The sequence below is a fragment of the Bradyrhizobium diazoefficiens genome (assembly GCF_016612535.1).
GTDB classification, from domain to species: Bacteria; Pseudomonadota; Alphaproteobacteria; order Rhizobiales; family Xanthobacteraceae; genus Bradyrhizobium; species Bradyrhizobium diazoefficiens_C.
Map to the genome: position 1 here is coordinate 1742181 of NZ_JAENXS010000001.1, position 12008 is coordinate 1754188.

Annotated in this window: 12 protein-coding genes; 5 read left to right on the forward strand and 7 right to left on the reverse strand. The window is 65.1% G+C overall.

Annotated features, from left to right (window positions below):
- The first annotated feature begins 21 nt into the window (after positions 1–21).
- The 4 genes from JJE66_RS08205 (at position 22) to JJE66_RS08220 (ending at position 4808) form a co-directional block, all read left to right on the forward strand.
- Positions 22–1059 (forward strand): ligase-associated DNA damage response exonuclease, encoded by a 1038-nt coding sequence (locus JJE66_RS08205; protein ID WP_200515304.1) that lies wholly within the window; start codon positions 22–24, stop codon positions 1057–1059.
- The gene (locus JJE66_RS08210) at positions 1056–2717 is read left to right on the forward strand and encodes a cisplatin damage response ATP-dependent DNA ligase (RefSeq protein WP_200513722.1); all 1662 of its coding nucleotides are present in this window, start codon (positions 1056–1058) and stop codon (positions 2715–2717) included. Before JJE66_RS08205 ends, JJE66_RS08210 begins: the two co-directional genes overlap by 4 nt.
- Positions 2718–2990: 273 nt before the next feature.
- Positions 2991–3293, forward strand: coding sequence for a DUF6460 domain-containing protein (locus JJE66_RS08215; protein WP_200513723.1), 303 nt, complete (start codon positions 2991–2993; stop codon positions 3291–3293).
- A 189-nt stretch (positions 3294–3482) separates the two neighbouring features.
- On the forward strand, positions 3483–4808 hold the full coding sequence (locus JJE66_RS08220; RefSeq protein WP_200513724.1) for an MATE family efflux transporter: 1326 nt from the start codon (positions 3483–3485) through the stop codon (positions 4806–4808).
- Positions 4809–4934: 126 nt separating this feature from the next.
- Here JJE66_RS08220 and JJE66_RS08225 read toward each other — a convergent pair whose 3' ends face one another.
- Together JJE66_RS08225 and JJE66_RS08230 are read right to left on the reverse strand one after the other, a co-directional pair.
- Positions 4935–6032, reverse strand: a complete 1098-nt coding sequence (locus tag JJE66_RS08225) for a quinone-dependent dihydroorotate dehydrogenase (protein ID WP_200513725.1) — start codon at positions 6030–6032, stop codon at positions 4935–4937.
- Complete coding sequence (locus tag JJE66_RS08230; RefSeq protein ID WP_200513727.1) at positions 6029–6373, reverse strand: DUF952 domain-containing protein; 345 nt, start codon at positions 6371–6373, stop codon at positions 6029–6031. Before JJE66_RS08230 ends, JJE66_RS08225 begins: the two co-directional genes overlap by 4 nt.
- A gap of 181 nt (positions 6374–6554) precedes the next feature.
- Between JJE66_RS08230 and JJE66_RS08235 the strand changes: the two genes are divergently transcribed.
- Positions 6555–7208, forward strand: a complete 654-nt coding sequence (locus JJE66_RS08235) for a helix-turn-helix transcriptional regulator (RefSeq protein WP_200513728.1) — start codon at positions 6555–6557, stop codon at positions 7206–7208.
- A 114-nt stretch (positions 7209–7322) separates the two neighbouring features.
- Here JJE66_RS08235 and JJE66_RS08240 read toward each other — a convergent pair whose 3' ends face one another.
- The 5 genes from JJE66_RS08240 to JJE66_RS08260 form a co-directional block, all read right to left on the reverse strand.
- The gene (locus tag JJE66_RS08240; RefSeq protein ID WP_200513729.1) at positions 7323–8966 is read right to left on the reverse strand and encodes a lysine--tRNA ligase; all 1644 of its coding nucleotides are present in this window, start codon (positions 8964–8966) and stop codon (positions 7323–7325) included.
- A 226-nt stretch (positions 8967–9192) separates the two neighbouring features.
- Positions 9193–10128 carry a transporter substrate-binding domain-containing protein gene (locus JJE66_RS08245; protein WP_200513730.1) on the reverse strand — a complete coding sequence of 312 codons (936 nt, stop codon included), beginning with the start codon at positions 10126–10128 and terminating at the stop codon, positions 9193–9195.
- A gap of 246 nt (positions 10129–10374) precedes the next feature.
- Positions 10375–10965 carry an SCO family protein gene (locus tag JJE66_RS08250; RefSeq protein WP_200513731.1) on the reverse strand — a complete coding sequence of 197 codons (591 nt, stop codon included), beginning with the start codon at positions 10963–10965 and terminating at the stop codon, positions 10375–10377.
- Positions 10966–10989: 24 nt separating this feature from the next.
- The gene (locus JJE66_RS38415; RefSeq protein ID WP_283818438.1) at positions 10990–11115 is read right to left on the reverse strand and encodes a hypothetical protein; all 126 of its coding nucleotides are present in this window, start codon (positions 11113–11115) and stop codon (positions 10990–10992) included.
- Between the two features lie 173 nt (positions 11116–11288).
- The gene (locus tag JJE66_RS08260; RefSeq protein ID WP_200513732.1) at positions 11289–11816 is read right to left on the reverse strand and encodes a hypothetical protein; all 528 of its coding nucleotides are present in this window, start codon (positions 11814–11816) and stop codon (positions 11289–11291) included.
- Positions 11817–12008 lie beyond the last annotated feature (192 nt).

The following is a 12008-nucleotide window of genomic DNA, read 5'->3' on the forward strand; positions in this document are numbered from 1 at the left end:
GGCGCAGCCTATATGACAGATATGCGTCCGCAAGACATCCTGTTGCCAACTGCTGCCGGCCTATGCTGCAAGCCCGGCGGCTTCCACATCGATCCGGTCCGCCCGGTCGAGCGGGCCGTGATTACCCACGGCCATTCCGATCACGCCCGCGCCGGTCATGGCGCGGTGCTGGCGACGCAGGAAACGCTGGACATGATGCGGCTGCGCTATGGCGAGAATTTTGCCGGCTCGACGCAAGTGATCCGCTACGGCGAGGAGATCCGGCTCGGCGACGTCAGGGTGAAGTTTCACCCCGCAGGCCATGTGCTCGGTTCGGCGCAGATCGCGGTGACCTGTAAGGACACCTGCATCGTCGCTTCCGGCGACTACAAGGACGCACCCGACCCGACCTGCACGCCGTTCGAGCTGGTGCGCTGCGACGTCTTCATTACCGAAGCGACGTTCGGCCTGCCGGTGTTCCGGCATGGCGACGCGGCGGACGAGGTGAAGAAGCTGCTGGCCTCGGTCGCGCTGTTTCCGGAGCGCGCGCATCTCGTCGGGGCCTATTCGCTTGGCAAGGCGCAGCGCGTGATCGCGCTATTGCGGCAGGCCGGCTACGACGCGCCGATCTATCTGCATGGCGCGATGGAGACCATCACGCACTATTATCAGAGCCGCGGCATCGAGCTCGGCGAGCTACGGCCGGTGATGGGCGTGAAGAAGGCAGCACTCGCCGGCACCATTGCGCTCGCACCGCCGTCGGCAACATCGGATCTCTGGACGCGGCGCTTCCCCGATCCGGTCACCGCGTTCGCGTCGGGGTGGATGCGCGTGCGCGCCCGCGCCCGGCAACGTGGCATCGAATTGCCGCTGGTGATCTCCGACCATGCCGATTGGGACGGTCTCACAGCGACCATGATCGCGACCGGCGCCGGCGAGATCTGGGTCACCCACGGCCAGGAAGACGCGCTGGTGCATTGGTGCAAGAGCAAGGGCCTCCGCGCGCAGCCGCTCGATCTCGTCGGCTATGGCGAGGAGGAGGAGAGCGAGCCGCCGCTTCAGGGCGAGGCCGAGGCATGAACCGCTTCGCCGAACTGCTGGACCGCCTCGCCTACGAGCCCGGCCGCAACAACAAGCTGCGGCTGATCACCCGCTATTTTCGCGAGGTCGGCGATCCCGACCGCGGCTACGCGCTGGCAGCGCTGACCGGTGCGCTCAGCTTCAAGCACGCCAAGCCGGCGCTGATCCGGGATTTGATCGCGGCGCGTACCGATGAGGTGCTATTCGGGCTGAGTTACGATTACGTCGGCGATCTCTCGGAGACGGTGGCGCTGATGTGGCCGAAGGCGGCCATGGCCACCCATAACAACCCGCCTCCGCCCACGCTGACCGAAGTCGTCACCACGCTGCGCACGCTTGGCAAGACCGAGCTGCCAAAGCAGCTCGAACGCTGGCTCGACGAGCTCGACGAGACCGGCCGCTGGGCGCTGCTGAAGCTCGTCACCGGCGCGTTGCGGATCGGTGTCTCGGCACGTCTGGCCAAAACCGCCGCCGCCGCGCTTGGCGAGAAGGACGCACACGAGGTCGAGCTGATCTGGCCGGGGCTTGCTCCGCCCTATCTCGATTTGTTCGCCTGGCTGGAAGGCCGCGCCGACAAGCCGGTCAACCGCGATCCTGCGCCGTTCCGCCCTGTAATGCTGGCGCATGCGATCGAGGACGGCGATTTCGCCGCACTCGATCCCGCCGACTACGTCGCCGAATGGAAGTGGGACGGCATCCGCGTGCAGGCAGTCGCCGGACGCGACCAGCGCGGGCACATCGCCACGCGGCTCTATTCGCGCACCGGCGAGGACATCACGGGGAGCTTCCCGGATCTGGTGCCGTCGCTGCGGCTCCCCGGCGCAATCGACGGCGAGTTGCTAATCCTGCGCGAAGGCCGCGTGCAGAGTTTTAACGTCCTGCAACAGCGCCTCAACCGCAAAGTGGTCTCGCCGAAGCTGATTAAAGAGTTTCCGATCCATCTGCGCGCCTATGATCTGCTCGGAGACGACGAGAATGATCTGCGTGAGCTGCCGTTCGCGGAACGACGGGAGCGGCTGGAGACGTTCATCACAAAGCTTGGCGATCCCCGTATCGACCTCTCGCCCACAATCCCTTTCACAAGCTGGGAGGCGCTGACCGCCGCGCGCGCCGATCCGGCGGGCGCTGGCGCCGGCGAAGATGCCGACGCCGTCGAAGGCGTGATGCTGAAGCGGCGCGACGCGCCCTATTTGCCGGGACGGCCGAAGGGCCAATGGTGGAAGTGGAAGCGCGATCCGCACATCATCGATGCCGTGCTGATGTATGCGCAGCGCGGCCACGGCAAGCGCTCGTCCTTTTATTCCGACTACACCTTTGGCGTCTGGATCGAGACCGAGAACGGCGACGAGCTGGTGCCGGTCGGAAAAGCCTATTTCGGCTTCACCGACGAGGAGCTGCTGCAGATCGATCGCTTCGTCCGCAGCAACACCACGGAGAAGTTCGGCCCCGTCCGCCATGTCGTGCACGAAGCGGACAAGGGGCTGGTGCTGGAGGTCGCCTTCGAGGGCCTGCAGCGCTCGCCGCGGCACAAATCCGGCGTCGCCATGCGCTTCCCCCGCATCAGCCGCTTGCGCTGGGACAAGCCGCCGCGGGAGGCGGACCGGCTGGAAACGCTGGAAAAGATGCTGAAAGCGGAGCCGGCGGAAATTGAGGCTTGATGGCGCTCGATCGCGGCCACAAAGGTGGCGCGCCCCCTCGCCCGCTTGCGGGAGAGGGTTGGGGAGAGGGTGTCTCCTCATTGGGATTACCCAAGAGGACAGAGCCCTCACCCGGCGCGCCGACCTCTCCCGCAACCGGGAGAGATTGCAGCCAGTCCGCGGCATGTGCTTGCCCGAATTAAAGTCCCGTAAGCTGATTGACGGCCCGTTGCGGGTTCCCCATGTGCCTCGCCGTGCCCTATAATGCGGGCGAATCCGCCCAAGGAGTTTGAGATGGTCCAAGACGTCAGAGATTTGCCGGCCGGCCGCAGCGATGGGCTGAACCGCTTTCTCGGCGGCTCGCCGCTGGCGGTCGCGTTTCGCCTGGTGCTGCTCTCGATCCTGGTCGGCGTCGTGCTGGCCGCGATCGGCTTCGATCCCTGGAATATCCTCATCAGCATTCGTCTGCTGTTCCAGCGGCTGTGGGACCTCGGCTTCGATACCGTGAACTGGCTGTGGCGCTACTTCCTGCTCGGCGCGGTCATCGTGATCCCGATCTGGCTGCTGTCGCGCGTGTTCGGCTCACCGCGCCGCTAGAGCCTTTCCCGTTCCGATGAAATCGGAACGGGGCTCTAGAGTCTTGTTTTGACGCGTTTTCTTGACGCGAACCGGCATCCACTTCGCTCGAAAACGCTCTGAGGCCCTCCAAAATGCGCGGCCGGCGCAAGCACGCCATGCCGGCCGCGATAGTGCATTCGGCCCGTTGGTCGGCTACACGCAGCTGACATGAACGCACCGCTTCCCTCCAAGGTCGGCTCCCGCCAGGTCTTCGCCATCGCTGGTCCCGCGATGGTCGCGAACCTTACCACGCCGCTGATCGGCGTGGTCTCGACCACCGCGATCGGACGACTGGATGATGCCGCCCTGCTCGGCGGCGTCGCGATGGCCTCGGTGATCTTCGACTGTCTGTTCTGGCTGTTTGGATTCCTGCGCATGAGCACGCTCGCGTTCACCGCACAGGCGCTCGGCGCCGGCGAGACGCGCGAGCTGACCGTGATCCTGGTGCGCGGCTTCATCGTCGCAGGCCTGATCGGCGCTGGGCTGATTGCACTACAATTGCCGCTGGCCGGCGTGCTGTTCGATTTGATGGGCGGCAGCGTGGGCGTGACGCACGCCGCCAAGACCTATTTCATGATCCGGATCTGGTCGTCGCCATTCGCCTTCGCCAATTACGTCATTCTCGGCTGGCTGGTGGGACAGGCCCGCGCCAATCCGGCGCTCGCGCTCCAGGTCGTCATCAACCTGATCAACATGGCGGCAACGATTCTGCTCGTGCTGATTTACGACACCGGCATCGCGGGCGCGGCGATCGCCGCGCTGCTGTCGGAGACGATCGGCTTCGTGCTCGGCGTCATCGTTTGCCGGCGATATGCGGAGGGCGGCTTTGCCGTGCCGCGTGCCACGTTGCTCAACCGGGCGAAACTGATGCGGATGCTGGCGGTGAACTCCGACATCATGATCCGCACCGCGGCGCTGATCGCCGTGTTCCTGTTCTTCACCGCCAAGGGCGCACGCGCCGGCGACGTGACGCTGGCCGCAAACTCCGTGCTCAACAATTTCCTGCTGGTCAGCGCCTTCTTCCTCGACGGCCTCGCCAACGCGGCCCAGCAGCTCTGCGGCCGCACTTTTGGCGCGCGCGACGCCAAGGGTTTTGCCGATTCGACCCGGCTGGTGCTGCTCTGGGGCCTCGGCTTCGCGCTGGTCGTGGCGGTGCTGTTCGCGCTGTTCGGGCCGAACGTGATCAATTTTATGACCGCGAGCGAGGACGTCCGCCGTGCCGCGCGCGACTTCCTGCTGTTCATCGCGCTCGCGCCGGTGCCCGGCGTGTTCGCCTTCGGCTTCGACGGCATCTATGTCGGTGCGACCTGGGCGCGCGAGATGCGCAATCTGATGCTGGCCTCGCTCGCGATCTTCTTAGGCGTCTGGTGGGCGCTGCAATCCTTGGGCAATGCCGGGCTGTGGTGCGCGCTGATCGCGTTCTACGTCGCGCGCGGCGGCTTGCAGGGTGCACGGTATCCGGCGCTGTACCGGGCGACGTTCTTAAAATTCTAACGATCGTGTCCCGGACGCGCTGCAGCGTGAAACGCTGCTGCGCAGAGCCGGGACCCAGCGGCTTGTGGGCCCCGGCTCTGCAGCGCACCGCTGAAGAAGCGCTGCGCTGCGTCCGGGGCACGAGACCTACATCCCCGGCCAGTCTTCCGCCGTCAGCGTGGCCGCATCGGCACCGACGATCTCGGACAGCGAATCCCGGCCCGTGCGCAACAATGTCGAAGTGAGGTCGCGCTTGATCTCGTCGACGAGGCCGAGACCCTTGTAGACCAGCGACGAATAGAGCTGGATCAGGCTCGCGCCGGCGCGGATTTTCGTCAGCGCCGCACCGCCGGAATCCACGCCGCCGACGCCGATCAGCGGGAATGCACCTTCGACCCGCACATAGGTCTCCGCGACCATCCGCGTCGACAGGCGGAACAACGGCCGGCCGGACAGGCCGCCCTGCTCCTTGGCGCGCATCTCTTCCCGCAGCGTGCTCGGCCGCGCGACCGTCGTGTTCGACACGATCATGCCGTCGACCCGGCGCGAGCGCGCCACCTGCACGACGTCGTCGAGCTGGGCGAGGCTCAGGTCAGGCGCGATCTTGAGCAGCACCGGCGTGTCGCCGGCGCTCTCGCGCACGCGATCGCGCGCGTCGATCACGTGCGCGAGCAGATCGTCGAGCAGCGCGCCTTCCTGCAGATTGCGCAGGCCCGGCGTGTTCGGCGAGGAGACGTTGACGGTGAAATAGCTCGCCACCGGCGCAAAGGTCTCGATCAGCTTGACGTAGTCGGCAACGCGATCGGGCGAATCCTTGTTGGCGCCGACATTGACGCCGACGAGGCCGCCGTTCTGCGCGCGCGCGGCCAGCCGGCGCAACGCGACTTCGGCGCCGTCATTGTTGAAGCCCATGCGGTTGATCACGGCCTCGTCGCGCTCGAGCCGAAACAGCCGCGGCCGCGGATTGCCTCCTTGCGGCTTCGGCGTCACCGAGCCGATCTCGACGAAGCCGAAGCCGAGCCGCAGCAGCGCGTCGGGCACTTCCGCGCTCTTGTCAAAACCCGCGGCCATGCCGATCGGGTTGGGAAAATTGAGCCCGAAGGCGCGCACCGCGAGTTTTGGGTCGTCCGGCCGCGGCTTCACCGGCGGCAGGAAGCGCAGGCCCTGGATCGCGAGGCGGTGCGCATCCTCCGGATCGAGCCAGCGCAGCACTGGCAGAGAAAACGCATCGAAGGCGCGGATCACGGAGCAAGCTCCGGGGTGTCGTGGCTGCCATCGGAGCGCATGTTGAGATTCGTCACCGAGAGGACCGCGCCGAGATCGAGCTCGCCATAGAGATGCGGAAAAAGCTCGTCATTGCGCGAGCGCTCCCAGCGCAGCGAGGGGCCGAGTGCCTCGTCGTCGATCTCGACCAGGAACAACGCACGCTGGCCGAAGAAATGCTTGCGCAGGGTCTCGGGAACCTGGGCGGCCGTGGAGAAATGGATGAAACCGTCGCGCGCATCGTCCGCGCTGCCGCGGTACACACCCTGCCGTTCCGCCTCGCGCCAGGCCGAGGCCGGACAGATTTTGTAGATCTTGACCACCGCTTGCGGAGCCCTTTGAATCTCTTCGGGTTTTTCGTCTCTTACGGGTCTTAAAACCCGAGCGCGACCGTAAAGGCCGCCCCCTCTGAACTCAAGAGTTAGCCGCCGCCCCTTGCGCGAAAAACGGAAAACCGGTTGATTTGAGGATAGTTTTCCTGAGTTGCGACGGGCTGGACCTTTCATGGTCAGACAGGCCAAAGCGCAGAGGATGCTGACCCACGACCAGATCTGGGGCGCGCTGGACCGGCTGGCCGCGCGCGCTGGACTGTCGCCGTCCGGCCTTGCCAAGCGCGCCGGGCTCGACCCCACCACCTTCAACAAGTCCAAGCGCGTCACCTCCGACGGCCGGGAACGCTGGCCCTCGACCGAATCGATCGCGAAGGCGTTGGCGGCGGCGGAGGCGTCGATCGACATTTTTGCCAGGCTGATCGGCGACGATGCCGGCGACGGCCGCTCGGTGCCGCTGCTCGGCTTCGTACAGGCCGGCGCGAACGGCGCATTCGACGAATCCGGCCTTCCGTCCGGCAAGGGCTGGACCGAGATCGCGCTGCCGACCGCCGAGGACAACCGCGCCTTTGCACTGGAGATTTCCGGCGACGCGCTTGCGCCCGCCTATCGCGACGGCGACGTCATCCTGGTCTCGCCCGGCACGCCGATCCGCAAGGGAGATCGCGTGGTGGTGAAGGCCAAGACGGGCGAGGTGACAGTTGCGACGCTGAAGCGCCGCACGGCGAAGGCGCTGGAGCTGCAGTCGCTCGACGGCGCGCAGGACGAGCGCACACTTGCGGTCAGCGATGTCGCGTGGATCGCAAGAATCGTGTGGGCGAGCCAGTGAGGGGCGACGCGATCGTGTAGGGTGGGTTAGCGAAGCGTAACCCACCACGTCTCCAACAGGTGGCAAGCATAGAGGTGGGTACGCTTCGCTAACCCACCCTACGATACCATGATCCTACGCACTCCGGGCCAGCGCGCCGTCGATCATGTTGACCGCGTTCTGCACGCCATACACCGCAACGAACGAGCCGAAGCGCGGGCCCTTCTCCTGGCCGAGCAGCACCTGATAGAGCATGTTGAACCAGTCGAGCGTGACGCCGGGGCGGCCGTCCTTGCCCTTCTTGACCTGATCGAGGAAGGGATCGCGGCGGCCGATCTCGTAGACGACGTTCTGGATCTCCTCGGCCGAGGACTCCGCCGGCAGTTGCGACAGCGCATCCCGGAGATCCTGCAACGCAGTGCGTTCAACGTCGGTTGGCTCGCGGAACTGCTTCGTCGGCGCGACGAAATCGCGGTAATAGTTGATGGCATAGCCGACCATCGCATCGAGCTTCGGATGGGTCTGCGGGCTCACGCCCGGACGATAGCGGCCAATGAAGCCCCACAGCGTCTCGGCGTTTTCCGCATTCGACGAGGACACCAGCGTCAGCAGCAACTGGAACGTGACGGGCATCTCGATCTTCGGCGGATGGCCGGAGTGGATGTGCCAGACGGGATTGCCGAGTTGCTGCTTGCCATCCTGCTTGGCAAAACCGTCGATGAACTGCTGATAGTCGTCGACCTGGCGCGGAATGACGTCGAAAAACAGACGCTTCGCCGCCTTCGGCTCGCGATACATGAACAGCGACAGCGATTCCGGCGAGGCGTAACGCAGCCATTCGTCGATGGTCAGGCCGTTGCCCTTCGACTTCGAGATCTTCTGGCCCTTCTCGTCGAGGAAGAGCTCGTAGTTGAAACCCTCCGGCGGCGTGGCGCCGAGCGCCTTGGCGATGGCGCCGGACAGCTTCACCGAGTCGATTAAATCCTTGCCGGCCATTTCGTAGTCGACGCTGAGCGCGACCCAGCGCATCGCCCAATCGGCCTTCCACTGGCATTTTACATTTCCGCCGGTGACGGGCGTCTCGATTTCCTCGTTCGTATCGGGATCGACATAGGTCACCGTGCCGGCCGCGACGTCGCGGCGGATCATCGGCACCTGGAGCACGACACCGGTGGTCTTGCTGATCGGCAGGAACGGCGAATAGGTGGCGCGACGATCGGGGCCGAGCGTCGGCAGGATGATGTCCATCACCTTGTCGTAGGCGGCCAGCATCTTGAGCAGCGTCGTGTCGAAGCGGCCTGACTTGTAATAGTCGGTCGAGCTCGCGAACTCGTAGTCGAAGCCGAAATGATCGAGGAAGGCGCGCAGGCGCGCGTTATTGGCGGCGCCGAACGAGGGATATTCATTGGAGAACGGGTCGGGCACCGCCGTGAGCGGCCGTCCCAGATATTGCGCCAGCAGATCCTTGTTCGGCACATTGTCCGGCACCTTGCGAAAACCGTCCATGTCGTCGGAGAAGGCGAGCAGGCGCGTCTTGATCTTGTCCTCGGTCAGCACGCGGAAGGCATGCCGCACCATCGAGGTGCGCGCGACCTCGCCGAACGTGCCGATATGCGGCAGGCCGGACGGGCCGTAGCCGGTCTCGAACAGCACCTCGTCCTTCGGGCTTTTCTTCAGCCGCGCGACAATGGCCTTCGCCTGCTCGAACGGCCAGGCGTTGGATTGTTCGGCGAGCGCGCGAAGATCGCTCGGGGTCATGCTGGGATCGATAACGGACATCGAGGAGCCTCCGGGCCGCGGAAAATAGCGATTTCCGGGCAGAATGCAAAAGGTCGTGCGGCATTCGCCGCACTTACTCCCTCGCCCCGTTCTTACGGGGAGAGGGTTGGGGTGAGGGGCTGCTTCCGCAGTCACGGTGAGAGACGGACTCGCGGAGAGTCCCCCTCACCCGGATTGCATCTTCGATGCAATCCGGCCTCTCCCCGCACGCGGGGAGAGGCGAAGATCAGAACGGGCTCACCGAAAAATAGCGCAGCCACAGATCGGTGTAGCGGCCTTTTTCCCAGACGCGGAACAGGGCCCAATTCAGGGCCTGGCGCAGCACGTCGTTGCCCTTGCGCACGGCGATGCCGATGCCCTCGCCGAAGAAGCGGCTCTCGACGAAGGGCCCGCCGGAAAAGCCGCAGCAATCGCCGGAATCGGTGCCGTTGATCCAGAACGCCAGCGAGATGGCATCGCCGAAGATGAAATCGACCTCGCCCTTGCGGAGCGCGGCGCGGAGCGCGTCGTCATTGGGATAGCTGTGCAGCTCGGCGTCGGTGAACATCGCCTTCAGATAAGCCTCGTGCGCGGAGCCAGCGATGACGCCGACCTTCTTGCCTTCGAGATATTCAGGGCGAATCTCCGGCATCACCGCGTCCTTGCGCGAGACGAAGCGCGCCGGCACGCGGTAATAGGGATCGGTGAAGTCGACGCGCGCGCGCAGCTGCGGGCTCGCCGCCATCGAGGCGATGATCGCATCGCCCCGGTTGGAGGTGAGCGCATCGACCAGCGTCTCGAAGCGGCGCATCTGCACCGTGCAGGTGACCTTGATCTCTTCACAAAGAGAACGGGCGAGATCGACATTGAAGCCGGCCGGATTGCCGTCGGCGCCGGTATAGTTGAACGGCGGATAGTCAGTCTCGGTCAGGAAGCGGATCACGGTCAGGCGCGACAGGTCCGGCCGCTCCGGGCGCCGGCGCGGGTCCCAGAAGCCGGGCACGGCCTGGGGTGCGGCTTGCCGTGCAATGTGCGGCGTGGCCTGAGGTGCTGCGGGAGGCTGTTTGGCCGGGGCCTGCGCGCTTGCGCCGGGCAGGCCTGCGAGCAGGCACGCAGCGACGGCCAGCCCTGTCAGGAGGCCACGGGCAGATTTGGACGATTTCGCCTGTTGCGATGGGACCATCGGCCGGAAATGAACGAATTTCGTTGGGATCGGAAGGCCTTATAGACCATCCGGCCGGGAACGCGAGCGCCGATTGTGGCTAGGCGGTCGTCAATGCCCGGGCTTGTCCCGGGCATCCACGAACTTTCGCGCCTGGCCCCAAGAACGTGGATGGCCGGGACATAGGCGAGCGGAAGCGACGCCGTCCTTCGGACGGCTATGCCCGGCCATGACGCTGTGGAGACAGTTGCGCCCGGACAGCCCCCTTCAGAGATACCGCTTCAGCTCGGTCGCGGCCTCTTCCGGGGTCCGCTTCAGGTTGAACGGCGAGACGAAGCGGCCGTCGCGGTCCATCAGATAGATCAGCGCGGTGTGGTCCATGGTGTAGTCGCCGTCCTTGGTCGGGACCTTCTTGGCATAGACCCGGTAGGAGGTGATGACCTTGGCAGTCTCGGCAGGATCGCCGCTGAGGCCTTCGAGATGCGGATCGAAGCTCGAGAGATAGTCCTTCATCGTCGCCGGCGTATCGCGTTCGGGATCGACCGAGATGAAGACGGCGTTGACCTTATCGGCATCCTTGCCCATCGCGCGCAGCACTTCCGACATCTCGAACAGCGAGGTCGGGCAGACGTCGGGGCAATGGGTGTAGCCGAAGAAGATCAGGGTCGGCTTGCCCTTGAGATCCTTGTCGGTGACGGCCTTGCCGTTCTGGTCGGTGAGCTGGAACGGGCCGCCGATCGCGGCCGGCTGCGCCACCTTGCTCACCCCGCCCATGGCCCAGAACAGCACCAGCAGGCCGACGACGAGGCTTGAGGCGAAGGCGGTTGCGATGACCAGCGGACGGGCAGTGGAGCTCATGAGCGGAAAACTTCCTGTCGCGGGTCAGAAGCAGGCGGCAAAGCCGGTCCTGATCATTTCGAAGAACACTTGGGAGCCGTAATGGAACCAGAGCGCGAGCGCGCCGATCACCATCAGCCCACCGACGCCTGCCCCGGTCCACAGCAGCACGGACGCGTCCGGCCGGCAGTGGGCGAATTGTCCTGTAACGGATGCGCCGGGTGCAGCGATTGAGCCATGACAACGATCGGGGCGAAGACCCCGGTCCCTGCCTCTCAATAGGCTTCAGCCCGCCGACGGACAAGCGCCGCGGGCGGACCAAAAATCACATCGTGCTGATCGTCTCAGTGGAGCAGCTGGCCTCGAGCGGACTCCAACTCTTCCGCTTTCGGCGCGGGTCGGGGCGAAGCGGGCTTGTTAGTGGAGGCCTGGGCGTCGAGGTAGCAGGGCTTGTACATGGCCTGGAGCTGCCTGCCCTTCAGGAACAGCATGTGCGGCGTGAGGCCACCGCGGTGCGAGATCCAGCGCTTCACCTGCGAGGGATACATCGCATAGAGCATCTGGGTCGCCTCAGCGTTGGTCACGGCGCGGCCGTTGGCACCGAAATCCCAGGCGGCGTGGAAGCCGAGCGTCGCGTGCGAGGTGACGCAGATCCGGTCGTGCGGGATGGCGCCGAGGACGATGGTGCAGGCCGAGGCGCAGAGGCCGTCGATGATGACCGTGTCGCCGGACTGCCGCATATCCTGGTACTTGTCGACGTAAGTTCCGATCCGGCCGCCGCGGTCATCCGCGATCCGAACCACAGCGTGAGAAGCCCCCATTCCAGCGATCAGAAGCAGAATCGCCGCCAGCAACCCCGTCAGAAACTTCATTGGCCCCCGCCCCAGTCGAATTCGAATCTGTGTGTCAGGTGGTGATGCACGCCCAGCGTCTGTTGTAACCGCGGCTTTGTCTAGGCAGGCCGGCTCGCTCAAAACAAATTCAAATCCAGTGTTGCGTCCGCGCTGCACTCAGGTCGGCCTTCATCCCAAAGTGGAACAAGTTAATGATGTGTTACGCGTCAA